Source organism: Bradyrhizobium sp. sBnM-33 (genome assembly GCF_032917945.1).
Classification (GTDB): Bacteria; Pseudomonadota; Alphaproteobacteria; order Rhizobiales; family Xanthobacteraceae; genus Bradyrhizobium.
The window spans coordinates 4,040,206-4,063,710 of sequence record NZ_CP136624.1 but is presented as its reverse complement, the minus strand read 5'-3'; the positions used below and the strand labels follow the sequence as shown (position 1 = coordinate 4,063,710).

Annotated in this window: 18 protein-coding genes, 1 pseudogene and 1 other annotated feature; of the genes and pseudogenes, 13 read left to right on the top strand and 6 right to left on the bottom strand. The window is 58.0% G+C overall.

From position 1 onward, the window contains the following. Positions 1-9: 9 nt before the first annotated feature. From RX328_RS18545 to RX328_RS18535, 3 genes are read right to left on the bottom strand one after another with little or no spacing between them, the layout of a single operon-like run. Complete coding sequence (locus RX328_RS18545) at positions 10-2,403, bottom strand: xanthine dehydrogenase family protein molybdopterin-binding subunit (RefSeq protein WP_213253338.1); 2,394 nt, start codon at positions 2,401-2,403, stop codon at positions 10-12. Continuing rightward, positions 2,400-2,882 (bottom strand): (2Fe-2S)-binding protein, encoded by a 483-nt coding sequence (locus RX328_RS18540; protein WP_213253337.1) that lies wholly within the window; start codon positions 2,880-2,882, stop codon positions 2,400-2,402. Before RX328_RS18540 ends, RX328_RS18545 begins: the two co-directional genes overlap by 4 nt. Next, positions 2,882-3,763 (bottom strand): FAD binding domain-containing protein, encoded by an 882-nt coding sequence (locus tag RX328_RS18535; RefSeq protein ID WP_213253336.1) that lies wholly within the window; start codon positions 3,761-3,763, stop codon positions 2,882-2,884. The genes RX328_RS18540 and RX328_RS18535 overlap by 1 nt, the downstream gene beginning before the upstream one ends. Before the next feature lie 169 nt (positions 3,764-3,932). On the opposite strand from RX328_RS18535, the gene RX328_RS18530 reads away from it, so the two are divergent. Together RX328_RS18530 and RX328_RS18525 are read left to right on the top strand one after the other, a co-directional pair. Then, positions 3,933-5,039: an LLM class flavin-dependent oxidoreductase gene (locus RX328_RS18530; protein ID WP_213253335.1), complete on the top strand. Its 1,107-nt coding sequence runs from the start codon at positions 3,933-3,935 to the stop codon at positions 5,037-5,039. A gap of 18 nt (positions 5,040-5,057) precedes the next feature. Beyond that, the gene (locus RX328_RS18525; RefSeq protein WP_213253334.1) at positions 5,058-5,939 is read left to right on the top strand and encodes a polysaccharide deacetylase family protein; all 882 of its coding nucleotides are present in this window, start codon (positions 5,058-5,060) and stop codon (positions 5,937-5,939) included. Between the two features lie 46 nt (positions 5,940-5,985). Here the strand turns inward: RX328_RS18525 and RX328_RS18520 are convergent, their stop codons facing one another. Beyond that, positions 5,986-6,540 carry a flavin reductase family protein gene (locus tag RX328_RS18520; protein ID WP_213253333.1) on the bottom strand — a complete coding sequence of 185 codons (555 nt, stop codon included), beginning with the start codon at positions 6,538-6,540 and terminating at the stop codon, positions 5,986-5,988. A 7-nt stretch (positions 6,541-6,547) separates the two neighbouring features. Beyond that, positions 6,548-7,774, bottom strand: a complete 1,227-nt coding sequence (locus RX328_RS18515) for an acyl-CoA dehydrogenase family protein (protein WP_213253332.1) — start codon at positions 7,772-7,774, stop codon at positions 6,548-6,550. A gap of 984 nt (positions 7,775-8,758) precedes the next feature. On the opposite strand from RX328_RS18515, the gene RX328_RS18510 reads away from it, so the two are divergent. The 11 genes and pseudogenes from RX328_RS18510 to galE all read left to right on the top strand — a co-directional run bounded on the left by RX328_RS18510 (position 8,759) and on the right by galE (position 22,453). Then, complete coding sequence (locus tag RX328_RS18510) at positions 8,759-9,031, top strand: hypothetical protein (protein WP_213253331.1); 273 nt, start codon at positions 8,759-8,761, stop codon at positions 9,029-9,031. Between the two features lie 1,148 nt (positions 9,032-10,179). Beyond that, positions 10,180-10,338 carry a hypothetical protein gene (locus tag RX328_RS18505; protein WP_213253330.1) on the top strand — a complete coding sequence of 53 codons (159 nt, stop codon included), beginning with the start codon at positions 10,180-10,182 and terminating at the stop codon, positions 10,336-10,338. A gap of 200 nt (positions 10,339-10,538) precedes the next feature. Next, on the top strand, positions 10,539-10,985 hold the full coding sequence (locus tag RX328_RS18500; RefSeq protein WP_213253329.1) for a hypothetical protein: 447 nt from the start codon (positions 10,539-10,541) through the stop codon (positions 10,983-10,985). A 112-nt stretch (positions 10,986-11,097) separates the two neighbouring features. Next, positions 11,098-11,742: a class I SAM-dependent methyltransferase gene (locus RX328_RS18495; protein WP_317258780.1), complete on the top strand. Its 645-nt coding sequence runs from the start codon at positions 11,098-11,100 to the stop codon at positions 11,740-11,742. Positions 11,743-13,007: 1,265 nt separating this feature from the next. Next, positions 13,008-13,208, top strand: a complete 201-nt coding sequence (locus tag RX328_RS18490; protein ID WP_213253390.1) for a hypothetical protein — start codon at positions 13,008-13,010, stop codon at positions 13,206-13,208. A gap of 870 nt (positions 13,209-14,078) precedes the next feature. Then, complete coding sequence (locus RX328_RS18485) at positions 14,079-14,231, top strand: hypothetical protein (protein ID WP_213253327.1); 153 nt, start codon at positions 14,079-14,081, stop codon at positions 14,229-14,231. Between the two features lie 699 nt (positions 14,232-14,930). Beyond that, positions 14,931-14,986: a sequence feature (sul1 is cis-regulatory element that is thought to sense ions involved in sulfur or methionine metabolism; They are found in Alphaproteobacteria), on the top strand. Between the two features lie 107 nt (positions 14,987-15,093). Beyond that, the gene (locus RX328_RS18480) at positions 15,094-16,011 is read left to right on the top strand and encodes an acyltransferase family protein (RefSeq protein ID WP_213253326.1); all 918 of its coding nucleotides are present in this window, start codon (positions 15,094-15,096) and stop codon (positions 16,009-16,011) included. A 1,075-nt stretch (positions 16,012-17,086) separates the two neighbouring features. Then, the gene (locus RX328_RS18475) at positions 17,087-18,424 is read left to right on the top strand and encodes a Fic family protein (protein WP_312018059.1); all 1,338 of its coding nucleotides are present in this window, start codon (positions 17,087-17,089) and stop codon (positions 18,422-18,424) included. Positions 18,425-19,194: 770 nt separating this feature from the next. Then, a pseudogene (locus tag RX328_RS18470) lies at positions 19,195-19,538 on the top strand (conjugal transfer protein TraG); the annotation flags it as partial. 1,194 nt (positions 19,539-20,732) lie between these two features. Then, positions 20,733-20,918 (top strand): hypothetical protein, encoded by a 186-nt coding sequence (locus RX328_RS18465; RefSeq protein ID WP_213253325.1) that lies wholly within the window; start codon positions 20,733-20,735, stop codon positions 20,916-20,918. Positions 20,919-21,478: 560 nt separating this feature from the next. Beyond that, positions 21,479-22,453 carry a UDP-glucose 4-epimerase GalE gene (galE, locus tag RX328_RS18460; protein WP_213253324.1) on the top strand — a complete coding sequence of 325 codons (975 nt, stop codon included), beginning with the start codon at positions 21,479-21,481 and terminating at the stop codon, positions 22,451-22,453. A gap of 205 nt (positions 22,454-22,658) precedes the next feature. On the opposite strand, the gene RX328_RS43755 is transcribed toward galE, so the two are convergent. Further along, the gene (locus RX328_RS43755; RefSeq protein ID WP_213253323.1) at positions 22,659-22,853 is read right to left on the bottom strand and encodes a hypothetical protein; all 195 of its coding nucleotides are present in this window, start codon (positions 22,851-22,853) and stop codon (positions 22,659-22,661) included. Between the last annotated feature and the right edge of the window lie 652 nt (positions 22,854-23,505).

Here is a 23,505-nt window from a genome sequence, read left to right as displayed (position 1 = left end):
GCGGTCGCATTAGATACGTCGCAGGGCAGTCAGGATCACCTGAGGCGTCAGGGGGATCTCCGTGATGATCGTCCCAAACGGCCTGAGCGCGTCATTGACCGCATTGGTAACGGCGGCTGCCGCACCTGCCGTGCCGGCCTCTCCTGCTCCCTTCGCGCCCAGTTCCGATTCCAAGGTCGGTGAAACCACGTGTCCGGCGTCGATGTCCGGCATTTCACCGGACATCGGAACCAGATAGTCGGCCATATTGGCGTTGGTGAGCTGGCCACGTTCGTCATACACGCATTTCTCGAACAGCGCGGCACCAAGCCCCTGCACCACGCCGCCCCTGATCTGCTCATCGACCAGTTGAGGGTTAATAATCGTGCCGCAATCCTCAACCACCCAGTGCTTCAGCAGCTTCACAAATCCCGTATCGGGATCAAGCTCCAGCCACGAGGCCTGAACGCCATTGGTGAAGGCGAAAGGATATTCGCGCGGGACAAAGTGCCTGGTCGCCATCAGTTCGGGCTGAATGCCCGGCGGCAGCGTGTCGGGACGGAAATAGACAATTCGCGCGAGCTCGCTCAGATCGATCCGCGGCGCGCCATCGACGACATTCACTATGGCGTTGTTGACAATGTCGAGTTCGCTTGGCGTCGATTGCAGGACGGCAGCCGCTACGTCGAGGATGTTCTTGCGCAGTACCTTGGCGGCTTGAAGCGCGGCCTCTCCACCGATACCAGCGCCGCGCGAGGCCCAGGTGCCTCCGCCATACGGCGTGCTGTCGGTATCACCCAGGATCACGCGGACGCGATCCATCGAGACGCCGAGCACGCTTCCAACGATCTGCGCGGTTAGCGATTCCGATCCCTGTCCCTGCTCGGTGATACTTGTCTGGCAGATCACTGACCCCTGCGCATCAAGCCGCACCGCGACACCATCCTGGGAGGATATCTTCGCACCGCCTACACCATAAAACGCCGCACTGGGATTGGTAACTTCGATGAAGCTCGCGATGCCGATGCCACGATGGATGTTCTTCATTCGCAGGACGGCCTGCTCAGCGCGCAACGCATCGTAGTCCATCATTTGGACCAGCTTGGCGAGCGCCGCATGGTGCGACAACTGCTCGAAGCGCAAACCTGACGGCGAAGCACAGGGGTAAGCGTCGTCGGCAATCAGATTGCGGCGACGGATTTCAACCGGATCCATGGCAATCTTCATGGCCGCCAGATCGACCAGGCCCTCCGTCACTGAGCAGGCGATCGGATGGCCGACGGCACGGTACTGGCACATCACGTTCTTGTTCTGGAATACGACGCGGGTACGGGCACGGTAATTTCCGGTCACATAGGGCCCGCCGACGAGATTGACGACCTGATTGGCCTCGATCGCGCTGGTGCGCGGGTACATCGAATAAGGCCCGATGCCCGTAAGATCGTCGATCTCGAATGCCATGATGGTGCCGTCGCGCTTGACGCCGATCTTTCCCTTGCAGCGATGGTCGCGGGCATGAATATCGGTGTTGAAGCTCTCAACCCGGTCGGCGACGAATTTAACCGGACGCCGCAGGAGCTTGGACAGCGCGTAAGTCGCCATCTCGTCGGCGTAGATATGGACCTTGATGCCGAAGGAGCCGCCGACGTCCTTGCAGACGACGCGGACCTGCGATTCCCTTAAGCCAAGATGGAGCGCCGCGATATTCTGCACCATATGCGGTGCCTGCGTGCCTTGATAGATGGTCAGCCTAGCTTCCGCGGCGTTCCAGTCTGCCACCACCGCACGCGGCTCCAGCGTCACGCCGGTGTGCCGTCCGAAAACGAACTCTGCTTCGACTACCTCGTCGCACTCGGCAAAGGCCTGATCGACCGCGCCCGCGTCGTGAATGCGCTCGAAAGCCAGATTGTCGCCGAGCGAGGCGTGGATCACAGGTGTTGCCGGATCGAGCGCGCTACGCATATCCGTTACGGCGTGCAGTTCTTCATATTCAACTAAGACATGCTCTGCGGCGTCCTCGGCCTGTGCGCGGCTGCGCGCCACCACGGCAGCGACCGCTTCACCCTGCCAGCACACTCGGTCGACAGCGATAGCACTCTGCGGGGCGGATTTGAGTCCCCTCAGATGCGAAAGCACGCCGACCCACGGCGTGATGACGGTTGAAAGTTCCCTGCCCGAGACGACGGCGATCACTCCCGGCATCTGCTTGGCCGCCGAAGCGTCGATGCCAATGATCCTCGCGTGCGCGTGCGGCGAGCGCAGGAACACGACATGCGCCATACGGGGGAGCTCAATGTCGCTGACATAGAGCCCGCGTCCCTGCATCAGCCGGTCGAGATTCGGCCGCGGCACTGTCTTGCCGATATAGGAGTTGGGTCGGTCGAGCGCAGATAGCGTCTCCGGATTTGCTTGTGCTGATTTCATGACAAGCGTCCCGCGCGCGATCGCGCTGTAGCTTCGATGGCATCGACAATTGCCTGGTATCCCGTGCAGCGGCAATAGTTGCCGGAAAGATGTTCGCGTATCTGCTCTCGATCCGGACACGACGATTGCTTCAGCAGATCCTGCGCCGCGATCAGCATTCCCGGCGTGCAAAAACCGCACTGCAGTGCGTTGCGCTCCCGGAATGCTGACTGCAAATCGGCAATTTCGCCGCTATCGGACAGTCCCTCAATCGTCTCGACCGCTGCCTTGTGCGCCTGCACCGCGAGCATCAGGCAGGAGCGGACGATGTCGCCATTGACGCGGACCGTGCATGCGCCGCACACGCCATGTTCGCACCCGACATGCGTGCCGGTCAGCTTGAGATGTTCGCGAAGAAAATCTGCCAGATTCAGGCGCGGCAGTACATTCGCTTCGACGAGCTCGCCATTGACACTCAGCACAATCGCAACCGTAGCCATCACGCTGACGCTCCCGCATGGAGATCAGGCCGGGCAAGCAGTAAAGACACGCAGCGCGTCAACAGAACCTTCGCCAGATGCCGACGCATGGCGGGTGTCGCCTGTTGATCGTCCAGCGGATCAAGTTCAGCGTCCAATGCAGAAGCTGCCTCAGACAACACCGCAGACGTGATGGCGACATCGACCAGCTTGCCGGCAGACTTGGCCAGCAACGGACGATCCCCGACAGCAAAGAAGCCAACGCGAAGATCGGCGAAGCGCCCATCCTTGATGGAGGCCTGCGCTGCGAGGCCAACAATGGCGTAATCGCCATGCCGACGGGCGAACTCATGAAAGAAATGCGTCGAGTTCTTTGGAGTCACCGGCAGCTCGACGGCAACCAGCAGTTCCTGCGGCGCAAGCGCGGTTTCGTAGATTCCGACGAAGAACTCGTTTGCCGCAATCCGCCGCTCCCCGCCCGGCCCGCGGGCAATGATGGTAGCGCCAAGCGTGAGCATGCAGGCCGGCAGTTCCGAAGCCGGATCAGCGTGCGCAAGGCTTCCCCCAATCGTGCCGCGATTACGGATCGCGGGATGGGCGACATGGGCGACCGCATCCTTCAGCAACGGAGCATGGGCTGCAATTTCGGGGGATTTCAAAAGATCGGCGTGACGTGTCAGCGCACCGATGGTGAGGACGCCTCCCTTGACCGCGACCCCGCGCAACTCGATCAGCTCGCCAATATCGATAATGAGCTCCGGCGCGACCAGGCGCAGATTCATGGCCGGCACCAGGCTCTGGCCGCCCGACAATAGCTTGGCAGTATCGCCATGCACGCTCAACAATTCCAGCGCATTTTCGACGCTAGTTGCGCGAACGTAGGCGAAAGCCGCGGCTTTCATTTTTGGCGTGACCTCCCCGGTTGTAGTCATCATTTTCGCGGAATTAGACGGCCGTGATCGCCAAAGGTCAAGTTTGTTGTCGGTAGTTTGCGACTTTGAGCTTGTTTTCGAGCGACGAACGACGCACGTTCTGTGCAAACAAAAAGCCTATCATGGGGAAGAGCGGACCATGAAGCTTGGGTTCTTTACGATGCCGATCCATCCCGTCGACAAGGATTGGCGGCTTTCGCTCCAGGAGGATCGAGAGGCTTTCCTGCTGGCCGATGAACTCGGGTATACCGAGGGCTATGTCGGTGAGCACACCACGGACAGAGCCGAGAACATCACGTCGTGCATCGCATTCATTGCATGGCTGGCTGCGGCAACAAGCAAGATCAAGCTTGGCACCGGCACCGTCAACATGCCGAACGCTCATCCGGCGGCGATTGCAGCCTCGATAGCGATGCTCGATCACATGCTCGACGGGCGACTGATCTTCGGCATCAGCCCGGGCGGCCTGCTATCGGACGCGGAAGTGTTCGGCAATCTCGAGGCGGACAGGAATGCCATGTTCCTTGAGGCGATCAATCAGGTGCTTCAGATCTGGGCCAGCGAGCCGCCCTATAATCTGCAAGGCCAGTTCTGGAGCATATCGGTGCAGAAGAGTCTGATCGAAGACATCGGCCAGGGCTTCATTCCGCGCCCACTGCAGCGGCCGCACCCTCCGATCGTGGTCACTGCGGTGGCGCCGTTCTCAAAAGGCGTGACGGAAGCCGCCGCGCGTGGCTGGGATCCGATCTCGGCAAACTTCCTGATGCCGGCCTGGGTGAAGAGCCATTGGCCGAAATACGAAGAGGGATGCGAACGCGCCGGCCGTCCTGCGGATGCAGCGAATTGGCGCGTTGCGAAGAGCGTGTTCGTAGCCAAGGACGCAGCTACCGCAAAGGCTTATGCCACCGATCCAAACGGACCTTATGTCTACTACTATCGCTCGTTGCTTACCAAGCTGAAGCGGAGCGGTCGCATCGAACTATTCAAGACCCGCCGCGATCAGCCGGACGATGAGGTGACGCTGGGGTCGATCTGCGACAAACTGATCATTCATGGCACGCCGGACAGCGTGGCAGATCAACTGCTGGCTTTTCAGGAGGAGACCGGACCCTTCGGCACGTTGCTGTATGCCGGCAAGGACTGGAAAGACCGCGAACTGGGGCGGCAGTCGATGGTCCTGATGGCCGAACAGGTTATGCCGAGGATCAATGCCGCCGCATCCGGCGATTCCAAAGCCGCCGAATAATCCGCGGGGGAGCTTGCCGTGGCACTAAGCGATCGCATTCCCTATCAAGCACAAGTTGACAGGCCGAAGCTCACGCTTCCCGGCGACAAGAAACTCGCGGTATGGGTCATCCTCAATGTCGAGGAGTGGCGGATCGAGAACGCGATGCCTCGCACCGTGCTGAGCCCGCCGATGGGCCAGCCGCTACTCCCAGACGTGCCAAACTGGTCCTGGCATGAATACGGGATGCGCGCCGGCTTCTGGCGACAGCTCAAGGCACTGACAGATCGCAAAATACCGGCGACGTTGGCGCTCAATGCCAATGTCTGCAACGCCTACCCGCGCGTCGCCTCCGCTGCGCTCGACGCCGGCTTCGAATTCATGGGCCACGGCTTTGTGCAGGGGCCAATGCATAAGGTCGAGAACCAGGCGGATGCCATCAAACGCTCGGTCGAGACTATTTCGAAATTTGCAGGGAAGTGGCCGCGGTCGTGGGAAAGCCCCGGCCTTACCGAGACCGAGGAAACCCTCGATCTGCTGCGCCTCAACGGCATCGAGTACGTCGCGGATTGGGTGATCGATGATCTGCCGCAGGACATCGCTACGCCTCACGGCACCATCACGACGATCCCCTACTCGGTCGAAACCAACGATATCGTCATCCACGCACTGCAGCATCTTTCTTCCGAGCAATTCCTGAAACGCTGCACCGATCAGTTCGATCGGCTATATCTCGAAGGCGCATCGAACGCGCGGATCATGGCGATCTCAGTTCACCCGTACATCACGGGCGTGCCGCATCGCATCAAATATCTGGAGGCGCTGCTCGACTATATCCTGGGTCACGACGGCGTGGCCCTGATGACAGCCAGCGAGATTGGCGACTGGTACCGCGCAGAGATGGCAAAGATCCAGATTTGATGTCTGCCGCAGGATCGTCGAAGGCCCAGCGAGATTCAGCGGTTGCTCACGACGAGCTGCTGCCATCTCCAGCAATAAACCGGCCGAAACTACCGCGCGCAAACAGCAGGGGTTCCTGCCGATTGTAGGCATAAGCCTCAACGGCGCCCAGGAAGATGATGTGGTCGCCGCCGTAATACCGATTGGCAGCGCGGCATTGGAAATTAGCCACGCTATCGGTCAACACCGGCGCGTTGCCAAGCCCCGGCGTCCAGTTCACGCCGGCGAACTTGTCGTCCGACGACTTTGCAAACTGCGACGCCAGCGCCTGCTGGGAAGCTCCGAGAACATTGACCGTGAAGTGGCTGGCATTCTGGAATATCGTAAGCCCCTGCGAGAACATCCCGAGACTCCACAACACCAGCGGCGGATTGAGCGATACCGAGGCAAAGGAGTTGCAGGTCACGCCATACGGCCTCCCGTCCGCGGCCATTGCCGTGACAATGGTAACGCCGGTGGCGAATGTGCCGAGCGCATTGCGAAAATCGCGTGGGTCAATCGCCGAGTTGTCGCTGGCAAGTTCATTGGCCGGATCGGCCGGATGTTTGGGTGCATCAGACATCCGGGCCTCAGAGCGTCAGATTTTCGGACGGCAGACCAAGGGCCACGCGTCCATAGTTGGTTCCTGCCGCATCAAAATTGAATGCGAGATGCGAATTCACGGCGTGAGCGTCGCGGAACTGCCGCTGCAGCGCGCCTGACGTGAACAGGCTGCGTGCGCCACTTGCCGCGAATAGCAGCGAGACCGCTTCGGTGCAGAGGTTCACTGCGAATGCGCCATCCCGCCGCAACCTCGTTTTGTCCGCAAGGTCTGGAATATGGCCCCGCCTCGCCTCGGCCATCGCATCGATGCAGTTCGTACGCATCACGAGGCGAGCCGCATCGATCTTGGCGGACGCTTCCGCGATCTTGATTTGGGTAGTCTGCAGATCGCTGAGTTTGGCCCGATTGTAGGTCGAGGCCCGATGCCGCGCGAGCTCGACGTAATCATTGAGACAAGCTTGCGCATTGCCCAAACCGACGCCCGACAATACGTAAGGAAACAGCGAGAATACCGGTAGCGCATAGAGCGCGTTTGGATTGACGGCGCTTCCGGGCGTCGGTCCGCCGGTCAGATCTCTGACTGCGATGGTCATGTTCTCCGCAACGAAGCAATCCTCGACCCATACATCGTTCGACCCGGTACCGCACAGCCCCGTCGCATTCCAGGTGTCGTTGATCCTGTATTCGCTCCGATTAAGCAGGAATATCCGATATTCGATACCCTCAGCCTCATCGTCCGAGGACACCACGCCGGCAAGCATGTTCCAGTCGCAGGACTCGACACCCGAGGAGAACGGCCAATGACCGCGCAGGACGTATCCCCCCTCTGCCTTTCTCGCGCGCCCGGCTGGAAAGATGAAGGACGAGGCGATCAACGCATCGGCATTCCTGCCCCAGACCACATCCTGCGCGTGCCTATCAAACATGCCGAGCATCCAGTGATGGCTGGCAAGATTGGCGAAGTTCCATGCAACGGAAGCATCCGCCTGCCCCAACGCGTCGGAGCAATCGACCAGAGCAACATAGTCAAGCTCGGCACCTCCGACGCGCTTGGGCTGCATGACCCGGAACAAGCCGGCGTCATGCAAATCACGTTCGGTTTCTGGCGGCAGGCGGCGGAGCTCCTCCGTCTTTGAAGCGCGATCGCGCAATTCCGGAATCAGGGCGTTGGCACGTGCAACCATGGCGGCATAGCTGTCCGAACCCGGTCCCGCGGGTGAACCTGCATCCGGCTTGCCGTTATTTCCAGCCATGTTTTTCCTCGCCTGCTCCGCGCTTAGGCCGACGGCGCGCCCAGATCGTTGTTAGTCTAGTGGCTGATTGCTAATGATCAAGGCACCACCAGCTCACCAAAACGCTTTGCGTGTATCTTGCCGGCTTCCTTGGAAAACTCGCCCTCGCCCTTCGTCAATCATTACCTGATTGCTGATTGCGCCAGCCCGCTTCAGGTCGATCTTGTAATAGAGTATTCATATTCCCCGATTTCGTCGGTCGGCTTGTTCGCCGCCGCGGTCTCGCTCATTGCCTTCTGGTGGAGCGCCGCGCCGTCCGCGCGTGGCAGGGTTTGCCATCAGCTTGCGAAATCCGCCGGAATGATAGCCTCGATTGCGGGACTGCTGCTGGCTGGCCCGCCTTGGGCCATGACAGGCGCAGCGCTCGCTACCTTACCTTGCTCGTAAAGCTTTTCAGCCAGCTTCCGCCTCGATGCGCGCGCCGGGCGCTTCGCCAGTATTGACAATTACCGTCATCGGACTCGCTCCCCCGCGCCGGGATTGCCGCCATTAAGGACGTGCTCGCTTATGATCGGAATGCTTGTTGATGTGGCACTGCATTGCCTCGCCGGGTTTGGAAGCCTCGGCCACTTCGTTTTCGGTCAATGTCATTAAGCTGCCTATTGAGGCGATCCGCACGTAAGACGGACAGCCGGTCAGATCTAAGGGTGGCGGTGATCGTCAGGAGATTTCGTGATGCGAATTGCGCACCAAGCCCGGATGACCGATCGCGCATACGAACCATCGATGGCGCCCGTGACTACAGCATGGCTGCGCGCCGCCTCCTCTAGATTGCGAGATTGAACCGGCATGAACCCCTAAGTAGGCGGACCGAACAATCGTGCTGCGAAACCTGAGTTCCTCCGGGAGGCTACTAGGCCACACCCGCTGGACGGAAAGGCAGCCACGCCGCGCATGCGATGGCTGCACGGGTGCGATTCCAGGGCCGCTAGTTTCCGCCGTGTCATGGCATTGATAATCCGTGGCCATGATGTTCACGGCTCCCCGCCCTTTGCCGACCCGGAAGAGGCCGCACGCCGGACCATTGAGATCGCGAATGCGGTCGAGCCGGTGCGGGGCCGCATTCATATTGAGAAAGTCAACGAGCCATTCCTATTTCGTGACAAAAGCACGCCGGCGGAGTATGGCGTCGCCGGGCTGAATCTCGCGATCGAGGCGCGGCTGGCGAATGCTACCTGCGTTACCTTCACGCCGGCCGGCGCAGAGCTGTTTGACTGAACCGGCGAAGGGCCTCAGACGGCGGCGCCGAGACCCTTCTTCTGCCATGCGTCGCATCGGGGGAATGCGACATCGTAACAATTCTCGTGCGCGCGAAGTGTTCCTAACGTCCCAGCTAGCACTCGACGCGCGTGCGGCTTGCCCGATCTTCTTGACCACTTTCTTCACCACAGCGGCCGACTTCCGTTAGCTGGTGTTGGACGACTTTGGGGGAGGCCTTGGCCGCGCTTGGTGAGGACCACCGAAGAGCACGCCAATCACGGACGCTCATCCACGATCTCATGGACGGCCAATATAGCCATGCCGCGCGCATCGACGCCTTCAATACCGCCGATGCCCGGGCGCGTGAATGACTCTGGATATCGCTAACGAGCTGCGACGCCGACGCTGTGCTGAGTACGACGAAGTACCCGCCGCATTGCAGAGTTCTTGGAAAGAGCGAGCCGGCGCGGAGCCACGACAGCGGCAATTCCTTCAGATCACCGAGTAAAACAGCCCCCGCAGGGGGAAAAGAGTCCGGGTCCGCATTCCATGCTTCCGATGACGGGACGAAACCGGTAGCCGTGTAGCTGACGCCGGTAGCGATTGTTCCAACGAGCCTGTGGCCGAGCTGCCGTGTTTTCCTGGCTTTCTGGGAACTAGCTATTCTGGTCTAGTTTATTTGGGAGGTATTTGGAGCGCGAAAATGGATGAGTTCCCCCAAACTGGCAACCGCAGGTCTGGTGATAACGTTAGACTAGCCGGCGTTTTGCTGGCGCTGTCCTAGCGGTTCAGTCGGCAAAACAGCCTTTGATGAACGGTTCAAACTTGCCTCCAATCAAAGCCAACCAAGTAAAGCTTTCTCACGCTCGAGGCTTTATTCCGCTGGCGTGAACCGGTAGGCCCATTCGCAGTGCAAGGACTTGGACCACGAGCTGCGCCGGCCCGGGCGAGCTGCAGCTGCGAGACCTATATCTTCGATCTCTGCGTAAGCCTACGTTCGAACCTGCATCTGGCCCCCGAAACCACGGTGCATGCCCGGCGCCGAGCTGTTCGCCTAATTCAGACGAGTCACAATTTGTGATGTCGAACTGTTACCTAGGTAATAGATCGCCCAAACCAGGCAGCTCTAATATTTCCGCCTCTTGCGTTAGTTGGAGGGCGTCGCGATGGGACACAAGATCCAATTTGCCAAGGCCAAGGCATTGGTGCGCAGCGAAAATCTTTCAAAGCAATTCGCCGAATTGCAGAAACTCAAGAAGCAGGTCCGGCTCGCCGAAGCGGCTGCGAAGCGATCACCTCCGCGAAGGGCAAGATTGGCGGTTTAGATCGCCCATTCACGGCTCGCATTTTTGCTGGCTTTGCCTGCCATTCCCGCATGCGTAAGCTTGCCGTTCGAACCGTGCGTCCCGACCCGCGAACCAAGGCGCTGGCCGGGCCGAGTGGATCTATGAAATTAAGCATGACGGCTATCGCCTGATCGTTCAGCGCGAGGGCAAGCGCGTGCGGCTGTTCACACGCAACGAGCTTGAGCGATCGCTTCCCGCTGATCACGGAAGCCGCGATGCGCAACCGCATCAGCTCCTTTGCCATCGACGGCGAGGCCGTGTTGCTAGGCATACGGCAAATTCGATTTCGCCTGCTCGTGCGCCGCTCCTTCGGTTGGATGTTCCCTGGCGGGGAGATGTCAGAGCGCAAATTGGGCTGCAGCCGTGAGTTTGACGAGCCGATCGCGCTGGCGGACGGCGGCAAGCTCGCGACCCTGCGCGACGCGGCCAGGCGAGCAGCGCGACCGCGTCGGGCACTTCAACAAACGCGATGGCACCCGCTGCGCGTGGTAGACCGGTGTGTTAGAAACACGATCTGGCGATCGTGCTCGATCAGGTCCGCAACATTTGGCGCGCCCTGCTGCGCCAGCGCCTTGATTTGGGCGCGCATCTGCGCGATTGTCATCACGAGCCGGCGGATCGCGTAATGCGCGCCCGATCACGATCGGTGCTATCTTGTGGCTGGACGTGACGGAAACCGCGCGGGGCCTTCTCATAAGCCTTGTCGAGCAGGAATGTGCCGATCGAAAGGGAGACGGCATGTCAAACTCTAGACGATTGTTGGTTGCGACTTTGAAATTTGCCGCTCGGCCACTTCCGGCCGGAATGCGCAATTGGGCCCGGCAGATTGTAGAAACCCGCATGATGAGCCGCTTTCCAGACCGCGCGATACTTCTGCAGGCGCTGTTTCCGGCACTTCGTCAAACAAGCGCTCTGTCAAAAAACGCAAAGGTCCTTTGGATCGGATGCCGTCCATACACAGTCCTTTACTACAGCCTGATTGAGCAAGACGGCGCCGAGAGTTGGTCCATCGATATCGATCCTGATATGCAACCCTTTGGAAGGCCGGGCCGACACATAACCGGTGATATGTTGGAACTACACCACCTGTTTCCCACGACCTATTTCGATGCAGTGCTGTGCAATGGCGTGCTTGGATACGGCGTCGATACGCCGACCGATCAGCTGAAGGCGTTCGAAGCTCTGGCAACGGTCACGAAACCCGATGGCTGGCTCTTGGTCGGTTGGGATACGGACCAAACTGCCGACCCGTTGAAATCTGGGCTCGCGGAGCGATGGTTTCAGCATGCTCCCTTGCCGGGGCTCGCCGCGCGTTCCGTTGTTGACGGATGCACGCACGTTTATGACACGTATCGTCGATTGCACGAGGGCTTAACCCGGTGACCCTTCGCAGTTAGCCTAACCCATCCCTCAAGCGCGTTGCAAAGTACGGGTCGTCAGGCGGTGAAAAGCCGAACGCGATCCTGTGCGCCTCGTCAGAGGAGATGTGAGGCCACATCAATCGGGCAAAAAGCCCCACTCTCACGAATAGGACGGGCTAACAGCTCCGTAGACCGACGGTGCGCCACTTGGGAATCCGCAATCGAAGCACTGATGCTGGTGGTCGAACAGCATGGACCAACGATGTTCGCTTCCGCCGCGGCAGCTCGGGCCAGCTCGTCGAGCTTGTCCATCCTCAACGTGTAGCAGAGCGATGAGCCTGGTCGGCGTCCCCCTCTGCGGTCTATGACAAGCACTTCGAAGTTCTCAAAACGTTTCATGGCGGAGCAGACGGTTCGTCGCGACAATCCGGTTGTGCGCGCGAGGAGTTCCTGATTAGCCCAAGCCCAATTGAAGCGCCGGTGGGTCGGGTCTCGGTTGATGAACTGCAAGGCGATTCAGGCCGATAGCTTCTCAGAAGGGGTAAGTTCGGAAGCCGATATTGATTCCATCCAACGATCGCGAGCCTGTCGCCAGGGAATGGCTTCCCGAGGCAGCCATTCTACGCAGTGCTTGAGCCCTTCGATCGTTGACTTGGATACCTGCCGGCTCGATCCCAAACGCATCGAACTAGCCATCTTGTGAGGCCATTGCTTTTATGAGGGCTCGGATGTCCTCGACGCGCCAACAGGTTGTCCTCGGTCCGATTTTGATGGGTTTCGGAAGGTAGCGGACCTGTCGGACCGAGAATTGCGGAAAGTCGAACAAAGCCACTTTCGGGCCAGGACTTCATGGGGTCTGAAGATCGGCGTTGGACATCAGCGCACCTCGGGCTTCGTGCGCGAGCGGCGCTGCAACGGGTCATCGCAGCATTCCGCGGCAGTTCGTCAACTCTCCTTCTCTCTCCCCATGAGCCAAACACGACTCTTACAGGAACTTACCCCCGCGACGATTGAACGCTAGTCCCTAAACTAGTCGCCTCGTAACAGGCGGGCAAAGGTGACGGCAAGTGCCGCTGCCATCACCTTATGGTTGCGATACGTGTCCACACCACCTAGGCCTCCGCGTTGCCGGAAAAGAAATCCGCTCTCCCCGAATGGCAGGCCGCGATCGAGGCGCTGATGCTGGTGGTGGAGCTCGGCGGCTCGGCGATGTTTGCGCGTTCGGCGTCATGCGGACGTTGAACTGTCACGTCGAACTAAGCTTTAATCCCGATCGCAAAGTCATCGTTGGGCAAGCGCAAGCTGAAATGGAGACCAATAACCGTCAACAAGAGCAGGGAGATCGGCGACACCGAGCCCATCAGGGTGTTCGGCAACATCGATGACGCGGAGAGGTGGTTCGAGGAGAACGACCCGGAAGGCGTGGCGTTTGAGTACGAAGTGCTTACGGATAATCGGACGAAAGGGTCGCCAACTGAGGCGGCCTAGTTCAAATGTGAAGCGCATCCAGCTGTCCTCCGAAACCTCACAAACGGCATCCGCAAACCTGTTCTAGTAGTGGTCCTTACGTTCGCTGTAGCTTCGTATACAGGCGACTATCAACATCACGAATACAATCGCTCTAGCCAGAATTACTTGCAGTCCATACTCGGCCCTGGGTGAACTGCGACGCTATCAAAATGAGATCAGGACATCCGGGGTCAAATACGGATGGTACCGCGGTCCGGGTACTGGCCGAAATAAGCCAATCGTGATTCCAAAGCAGCCCACCCTTTGTGCCATAAGAAAGCGGCAATTGCGGGCTTGCCTTCTCATGTCGGAACCGCGGATGGCGACTCTAGTCGGGCCAAACCAGTCGAGGTTCCGACTTCAATACACGGCTTCAGCGCAGCAGCCCCGCGCTGAGGCCGTTCTTTTTGGCCACTCAACTTCGAAACAGTCTACCCAAGCTAATCACTTCAAGGAAAGGCCGCCCTTTAACTAATAATTTAGACAAGTCCGGTTGGCTTTGTATGGACTGAACCGACCCAGCGATTCTGGAAATCAGCCTCACGGATAGAGCTCAACGCTCGATCCCATGCAGTCTGGACTGGCATCATGAAGTCCGAATTTTCTATTGGCGATCGTGTTCAATTAAGCGCACTCGGCGCATCACGGTGTCCGCGACTTGCCGACAAGACAGGCACTATCGTTGGGCGGAGCAGCGTCTACGTAAATTGCGCCCGCGTCCTGCTCGACGGAAGCAAATCACCAATCTCTGTGCATTGCGACTATCTCGATGCAATTTCGTCGGTCAACGCCGAGTGAGTGCGTTGTAACAATCTATGGCACCGGCGGACATGAATGCGGGAGACTGCAATGCCGTTATTCGAATTGCTCGCCTGGCTGATGATTGCAGGAGGCCTGTTGGTGCTGGCGGGTTCTATTGGGTTAGCATTGAGCATCAAGAACGAGGTCGAAACCAACCCTCGTTCTGCTCCCGGGAGAGGTGACCTGATGGAGATCACATGAGCCCTCCTACGGAGCCGATTTCCCAGAAAGAAAAAACCGGAGCTCGATTTGTGAAAAGGCCCGCCAGTTTGCAGCGTCGCTCATTCGTGGCCCCTCTCGACCGCGCCTCGGCTTACGATGACCGTGTTTTCACAGGCACGAGTTGGCAAGCAACTTGCGATTAGTGTGTCAGCTGTTCGGCTAGCTAACTTGCGGATCGTCATGTCTTCGATCATGCGCCGTCGCAACGGGCTCATGGCCTCGTCGGTCATGGGGGTGCTCCTATCTTAAGTGAGGTTGTCGAAACCCTCCATCCCAAGACAGGACGCCCCGTTGCGCTATCCCATTGGTCCTGAGCGCTCGCCGTGGGGCCCTACTGCGCGAGCGGTTTAGTCCGTTGACCCGATTCAGACGGGGCTTCGCGCTATACTCGATTGCGCGTTTCAGCCTCTAGGGGCAAGGAGCCGGCCCGACCTCATAGTCGGGAAGATACAAATCGGCAGCAACTTGAGAATCGGCCCAAATGCCGGGTCGTAAATGATGCTCCCGACAATACAACTCCCGCCCTCGGCCAAATCCGTTAGCCCGCGCCGTACAAGCTCTTAGGCGATGACGGCAGTGTAACAGGAAGCTCCCATTACCGTTGACAGCGTTCCGGTTCATTTTTCGCACTCATCCGCATTGCTGTTCGGTTCGTCTTCGGCTTTAATTACTTTAATATGTGGAACTGGTGAGATCCCAGTTGGCTCTTCTGGCCGCCTACCCGCCAGATAATCGCGCCCGCTCATTAAGCGGAGCCTAGATTGACAGCCGCCGCCTGAGCGCCCAGTCCGCGGACTCGAGTTGAAGTCGTTAACTCGCTGCAGTCAGCCCACCACGAGCTATGGATAATTGGAAACAGCTAAATACCGTAAGGCTTATTCTCGCGAGCGCAGTCGCCGTATCGCATGCAAACTACATATTCCTGCTCCCGCTCGGATACGTGGCGGGGTTTCCTGTCGTACAGATGATTGCCAAAGTTGCCGTCCTTCTGTTCTTTGTTCTGTCAGGATTTATAATAGGCCGATCTCTACAATTCCGCCGAGATGGCCTGCTGCGGTTCTTAGCGCGGCGCTCTCTACGTATTTTTCCCCCGCTTGTTACTAGCTTTGCCGTAGTTGCGCTGTTGAGCGCGGTCCTTGACTTGATGCTGATCGACAGGTCGGCACGTCCTGAGGCGGGGTTGATGACCAACGCTTTCGAATACAACCATAGGCAGTTTTTTGGTGCTTTGGTTACGTTCGGTTTGCGAGGTGAGCTTGCATCGCCAGCTAATCCTGCACTTTGGTCATTAACGCTTGAACTTCAATGCTATCTGGCGATAGGCCTGATTGCGCAGCTTTTCGTAACCACCTCCGCAATGCTTCGAATGGGGACGTTGTTTGCACTCGCTTTGGTCACATTACGGATATTCTATGGGGCGAGCCACTTTTGGCCCTACTACTCGGCGTTTTTTGCTGGATCCTTTATGAGCCTTTGGATTAATCGCTTGCCAAAATTCTTGCCTTCTCTGAGCGTCGATTTCTCCTACAGTCTATTCATCATGCACTTTCCGATAATGTTGGCTTTTTTCTTCGTGTTCTATACGCCGACTTTTCCAAGCACGCTGACAGCTATCTTGATTGGGGCGCTTGCTTCGGCGGTCTCAGTTGTGGTCGCACTAGCGTCGGCTCGCTGGGTTGAAAGCCTGCGTCGGCTGTTACCGCCGATTTCGCCTAAGGAGATTCGAACTCCTGACAGAAGCCGTAGCAGAGGCATATGACTCTGGGCTTTTTGCTCGGGTCGGTGGCGCGCAGCCCGGCACCTTAGGCCACGGGGTGCGGCATCGAGCAGCCCCGTCACTTCCTCCGGGCTGAGCACCACCGGCAGCCCGCGGGGCTCGTGAATGAAATGCGCGTGCTCGACGATGTCGTAGCGCCTGAGCGTGACCTGAAAAAGAAACGCAGCGTTGATACGTCTGGTTGATGGTCGGTACACCCACGCCGCTCGCCGCCAGATGCAGCTGGTAGCGGCGCACGTCCCTCGCAGCTCGCCATATCGGGTGACCGCCCGAGGAACGCAGCGAAGTTCTTGACCCTCTACACGTAGTCATGTTGGATCTTCGGCGCTAACTTGCGGATCGTCATGTCTTCGATCATGCGCCCTCGCAATGGGCTCATGGCCTCGTCGGTCATGGGGGTGCTCCTATCTTAAGTGAGGTTGTCGAAACCCTCCATCCCAAGACAGGACGCCCCGTTGCGCTATCCCATTGGCCCTGAGCGCTCGCCGCGGGGCCCTACCGCGCGAGCGCCTCTGGGCGCCGGCTTATTTGCCGTCTCGGACAACTATTTGCTTCTCCTGGGCGGCCGTGCGCTGATCGGTCTCGGCGTCGCTGCGGCTTTGACGGCTGGCATGAAAGCTCTCGTTGTCTGATTTCCTCGGGGACGTATTCCATTGCTCAGCGGCCTGATGGTCACTTTGGGGGGCATGGGGCCCCTCACCGCAGCCTTGCCAGCAGATTTCCTGATCGGCTTCTTGGGCTGGCGAGCATTGTTTGAGCTACTCGCGATTGTCTCAGCTGGATGCGCGCTCGTCATCTACCTTGTTGTCCCAGAGCGGTGGAATCGTGGTCAGGAATGAGTTTTCATGGGAAACGTCCACCATTATCATTTTTCAGGGCCCGTAACGGTTTTTCATGGTTCCCGCCTCCCCGAGCGAGCCATACCGGTCGGATATGCAGCCTTGATCGACACGCCGGGGCTGAAGGTTCCGCTGCCACGCACGCTTTCGGCCATTGGACCCGTCACAAGGAATACGAGCAAGACGGCTGGCACATCTACACGCCACGCCACGCACCGGTGGCCAGCCTCGACGGACACCTGACATTTGCTGTCAAGTATGAGGGGCTCGACCTGCTTATTCTGAAAGCTCTGTTCCAGGCGACGGGACCGGAGCCTATCGAGGCTCTAGTCAAGGCGACGCCGACGGGCACTTACGCCCGGCGGATCTGGTTTCTGTACGAGTGGCTGCTTGGCAAGACACTCGATCTGCCCCCGGCGGGGAAGGGCGCCTACGCAGAGGTCGTCGATCCCGATCTGCAATGGACGGCGTCGGGGGTAACGGCCAGACGTCAACGCGTAAAAAACAATCTGCCCGGCACCCCGTCATTTTGCCCCATGATCTTCCGCACGACTGCATTGTGCGAATTCACAAGCCGCAATCTGTCAGAACGCGCACGCGCGGTTATCGCCGACGTGCCCGCCGACGTGCTGGCGCGCACGGCCGCGTTTCTGCTGCTGAAAGACTCGCGTTCAAGCTTCGAGATCGAGGGTGAGCATCCGCCGCAGGAGCGCATACAGCGCTGGGGCAGAGCCATCGGCGAGGCAGGACGTAAGCCAATTGATCTCGATGAGTTGCTCCGCCTGCAACGTATCGTCATCGGCGATGATCGCTTCGTGCCACTCGGGCTGCGCAACGAGGGCGGGTTCGTCGGGGATCGAGATCGCGAATCGGGAATGCCTATGCCAGATCACATCAGCGCCAAACACGAAGATCTGCCGTCGTTGATCGAGGGGTTGGTCGCGTTCGATCGCAAGGCAGCGCAGGAGCTAGACGCCGTTCTCGCCGCTGCCATTCTTGCCTTCGGATTTGTCTACATCCACCCGTTTATGGATGGCAACGGCCGCTTGCACCGTTATCTAATCAATCATGTTTTGGCAGAGCGAGGCTTCAATCCGCCCGGCATGGCATTTCCGGTCTCTGCCGCCATCTTAGACCGTATCGACGATTACCGCCTCACGCTCGAAAGCTATTCCGTGCGATTGCTTCCGTTCATCAAATGGGAGCCGACGGACAAGCGAAATGTCCGCGTTCTCAACGAAACCGCGGATTATTATCGGTTCTTCGACGCTACGCCGCACGCCGAATTACTATACGAATGCGTGGCAAAGACGATCGATTCCGATCTTCCGGCTGAAACCAAGTATCTCGAAGCTTACGACACGTTCAGGCGCGGCGTGACCGAGATCGTCGACATGCCTGATGGCACGGTCGATCTGCTCTTTCGCTTCTTGCGGCACAACGAGGGCATTCTATCCAAACGTAGCAGGGAAAAGGAGTTCGCCAAACTGACCGACGATGAGGTCGTCAAGATCGAGGCGGGCTATGCCGCCGCCTTTCCGTCGCAGCCGGAATAGGTTTTGAGGTCTTGGCCTTCCGGAATATCGTGTTGTTATTGCCATAGTCCATGGCAGGCAAATTCCGGAAAATCGTATGATTGCAACGCGGCTGGTTGGGTCTTTGGCTCAGCCTCCAATATCGGTTTCCGGGTAGGTTCTACAAATCGCCAAAACGTTCAACCTCGTCGCCATGTCCAAGCTTAGAGAAGAGTCGTCCTCAGCGCGTCCGCGGGTGCTGACTCCAGTGTCTGGCACCTCCAACACCAAGGCAGGCTGGCTCTCAAGAATGCCTAGCAGCCGCAAACGAATTCGACCCATATCGCCAAGTATCGCGCAAATACTGGAGTTTGTGAGATCGAAGGCGGATTATTTGTCGAATAGACAGCTATCGCTTGAACAAGTTGCGAGATATGACTGTCGATCTTGAGGCCGCTGGCAGTGATTTCTCGCAGTTGAGAGCTTCGGCCTGCGGACCAACCACTCGCGATCTCTTCCGTGTTCGTGCGTAGGAGATCGATTCTTGGATCTCTTCCTGGATGCACAAACCAGAGTTGGTTATCTGTATATGACCGAGCAAATCAACCTCATTTCCCTCAGCACTGGGGATCTTCCTCGACGTAGGAGTTAGGAGCGTCCCGCTTTAGGTGCATACGATAGGATACATTCACGAGCCTTTGCATGCGATGAGCCCGCCGAATCTGCGATTGAAGGGCGGACGCTCTCGCTTGGCATGGAATGTGCCACTAGTTTGGTGTGCGGGGTGCGGAATCATCTGATCTGCCGATGCCATGTCTGCAACAAACATACTCTGGGGCCAGATTGCCGTCGTCTTTACGATCGTGCTGATCACAATGTGGGCCGCCACGCAATGGACCGCGTGGCGGCTCGGCTATCAGCCCCAACTCGGCCAACCCTGGTTTGAACTCGCATCGGGCGTTCCCGTCTATCTTCCTCCCGCGTTCTTCTGGTGGTAGTACGCTTAGATGTCCTATGCGCCTGCAGTGTTTGTCGAAGAGGCCTGCGTCGCTGCGTCGGGCGGGATCATCTCGATCGTGGTGGCATTCGCTATGTCGGTGTGGCGGGCGCGGGAAGCGGTGAGCGCGGCGACCTACGTTCGGCTCGTTGGGCGAGCGAGCCGAATGCCTGTTCGGTATGATCGATACTCTTCGCGACCAATTCGCGAATCTGAGGCGGGACTTCTAATCGCATTTCCGTCATGAGCGCGGACATTCGGCCATTCAATCGGCGTGAACCTTAGCCGACGTTTGTCCATTTCATCGCGAAGTATCTCCCGCATAGGCGCTGACACCATCGCCAACGAACCGGTATCGTCTTCCGGTGTCTAAGCCGATTGCTGACAGACGTTTTCATAGAACGCTAACAGACTTCGTCTTTCATCTGCAATAATTCATGTCACACCGGAAAGATCTAATCAAAAAGGAGAATTTAGACTTACTCTCTGCTCTGTGCCAAGGACTTTGTATCTGTTCGTTTCCCCAGGTGGAGGGTTCGAGGACGGGGCGCGCGAGTGTTATTGACGTGACTTGGCCAACGAAGAAAACATCAGCTGAAAAGACGCTGGCAACGGTTCGAGAGCGCAATGTCCTACGACCCGGCAAGTTCTTTGGCGCGAAGATCCCGGAGGGTGCGCCGACCTCGATCAAGGCCACATGAGGCTGGCCTCATACGTGCTTGTACCGGAACTTGTGTAATGACACATTTTTGGAATTCGAGTGTCGCCGGTTTCCTGCTGCAGCGTCAGGGTCGCCGTTACATTGGCGCTGTCGACATCGCTCACCACTAGGTCAACCAGGTTGAGCGGGGGCCACCGCCGGTCAGCCCGGCGCGTCGGATTCAATCATTGCCGAGCTAAACCAGGCCATGAACGCCGGCTCTCCTATCTCGTGGGCGATGATCGCGGCGAGAGGGCCGAGTGCATTTGCGCTGCTCGGCTCTCGCGCGCACGAAGGGTTCTGCTTCGAAGAAGGAGTAAGGGTAGGGTCGCAATCCATTGCGACCTTTGGTGCAGCTTTTTGCGACCTTTGCTCCCACAAAACGTCGCAACGGGTTGCGAGTTTTAGGCCGCTGTTGGTCTCAGCCACTTGCGACCTTTCGAACGCCGGCAGATAAGTGTTTGCCACTCCCTTACCACCGGCCATCACCGAGATTTCGCCCCGAGCCGTCTTCCGAGTTATGGTTCCGAACTCCCGGCGCTTCACGATCGGGTACCCAAGCGCCTCAAGTTCCTTGAAGGCGGCCCAGACAGTCCGCTAGGACCCGCCATCACGCGCGCGATGGTCTAGACAGTCAGAAAGGTCGAGCCGGTATGACGATTGAAGTGGCTGCCACCGACACCCACGACACGGAAAGCCGTGTTGGTAAGGCGCTCATCGAGCGCCATTACGTCCATCCACTCGGCGCGGAGTTGCTTGCCGCCCAAGAAATCTGCTCGGAGATCAGAAGAAGTAGGCCGCTGTCAGTTGGCGGCCGCTTCGCTTCGAATGTCAGCTAAGCCGCGCACTCCGCCGCCAAATTATATGGAGTCGGCGCAGCTCAAGCGGAGGCTCGCCAACTCGCCAGCTGGAGCGGTTCGCGGTCACGGTTGCTTGTGGCTTTGCCATCTCCCGAAATTTGCTGTTCGTGACAACGACTCTCGCGGGTCAAAGTTGCGGGCGATTGGGACAGAGGCCCTGTCCATTTTTTTAATTTGCAATAGCTTCCAGGTAACACACCGGTACTGCCATTTTTCCCGGTACGCTAATTTGGCGTCCGAGACGGTCGCGAGGACAGGGCGGCCCCCGACGAGCCAGCCCTGCGCTGCCGTTTCTTGCAAGAAGCAGGAGCTTTTCAACGGCGCCATGGACGCACCCGATGACGTCGGCTACTTTGCCCGGAAGCATGACATCTCGACTGACCAGGCCTGGGGATTGATGCGCCAGCTAGGCCGCGACCGAAACAAATTCAATGAGGCTGCAGCAAAGCTTTCGCAAACAGAACCGACAGGCGGTCTGCTAAGATCCTTTGTAGGACCGCAACTACTCCGAACAATTTTGCCAACATCATGAAGCTTAGATGACGATACTCATTACGGGCGGTGCTGGTTACATTGGTGGACAGACCGTCCTCAGCTTTGTCGATCGCGGTGAGATTCCCGTAGTCTTGGATGATCTTTCAACGGGTAATCGGCGTGCAGTCCCACCAAACGTTCCGTTTTATCTTGGCGATGTTGGAGACACCGAGTTGATGCTCCGCATTTTTGAGGCCCACGCCATCGACTCGATCCTACACTTTGCAGCAAAGCTCGTGGTGCCGGAGTCGATGGTCGATCCGCTTGCATACTATCTAAACAATACCGTTAAAACGCGGGCATTATTGGAGGCGGCAGTTACGGGAAAGATCAGGCATTTCGTTTTTTCATCGACAGCAGCGGTTTATGGCAATCCAAATTCTTTAACCGTGAATGAACAGGCCTCCCCTTCGCCGCTGTCACCCTATGGAATGTCAAAGCTGATGTCGGAATATATACTTCGAGACACAGCGGCCGCTTATGATCTAAATTATGTTATTCTGCGTTATTTCAATGTTGCAGGGGCTGACCCCATTTGTCGTCACGGCCAATCGACTTCCAATGCTACCCACCTAATTAAAGTAGCCATCGAAACAGCGCTAGGCCGACAGCCTCACATGAAAATCTTCGGGAATGATTATGCAACGCCCGATGGAACTTGCGTTCGAGATTATGTGCACATCTCTGACTTGGCAAATGCTCACTTGATTGCGCTCGATCACCTGCGTCGTGGCGGAGAGTCGCAACTCCTCAACTGCGGGTATGGCCGGGGTTATTCCGTTAAAGAAGTCATTGCCGCGGTTAGAAGTATAACCGGCGTTGACTTTGAAGTTCATCAAGGGCCGCGCCGGGCAGGTGACCCGGCGTCGCTCATTGCCAACAACGATGGGTTAGTACGGCTTGGATGGAAACCGGAGTTGAACGACCTTCCAACTATTGTATCGCACGCTCTGGCATGGGAAAAATCGTGTAGGGTCTGAACTCGTCCCCTTGCTAGTACCTCTGCACAGTGATTATGACTCTTTGGAAGTGTCTGGGTAGGCTCTTCCCATTTTGCGCGGCCATTTGATGTAGGAGCGTGCAGCATTTCTCTGTCGTTCCCAATCGGTGGTTTCGCGGCGCAGTCGCTTGGGGTCGTGGATCCTGCCAGCGAGACACTGTTCCCGCGAGACGCCGATATCGATCTCAACCATGTTGGGTAGCCAGCTTGCGTGCTTGCGGGTGTAGTGGAGCTCGATCCGCCCGCAAGATTCGCCTGGCTTCGGCGGGCGGAAACGTCTGATACATGGCGCCGCGGAGTGCCTGCACGATCCGGATGGTCTCGGCATTGGGATAGTGGATGTCAACGAGGTCACGCATGCATTTGGCATAGTCTTTCATTTGGCATATTCTTTTGCCGTCCGCCGCTCAGTGAGCATGACCTTGCGTCAGGGACGATGCACGCCATTCTTGACGATACTGTTAATCGTAACGTTCGAGCCAGCCCGGCCTGGCCGGAATTGGCCGATGAGTTGCACCGGACTTTCCTAGAAGCACACGACCGGCCGCTTGTCGGGCGCCTCGGCATAGCGATCAATCACGTCCTCCATGCGGGCGACGTATTCGCGATCGACCTGTGGAATGCACCACATGGGTTTGCGCCAGGGTTTTAGGTCATTTTGCGCTAGGCGTCATCGAACCGTCTACCGCGCATCGACAAATATCGGTCGGATTAGTGCCGAAAGGCCCTTCATCCGTGAGAACTTCACCAACGAACGCATGGCAAACTGGCCAAAGAGTATTTCTAAAGGGTCCCGAAGGAGATTGCGTGTTACGGCGTCCCGAAATCTACACTTTTCGCAGTGACGCTTCCCCGCTGGCGACGTACCTTGCGACTAGGCGCTATGCTGAGTTGGCGGTGGCCCGCCCTATGGCAAAGGAGATGCAGCCGGCCTGTATTTGCCTCAAAAGCTTTTCTTATTTGGGGCGGAAACAGATTGGTAGAACAACCCAAGCAATAGACAGAATCCACGCTGACGAGATAATCTCTGCG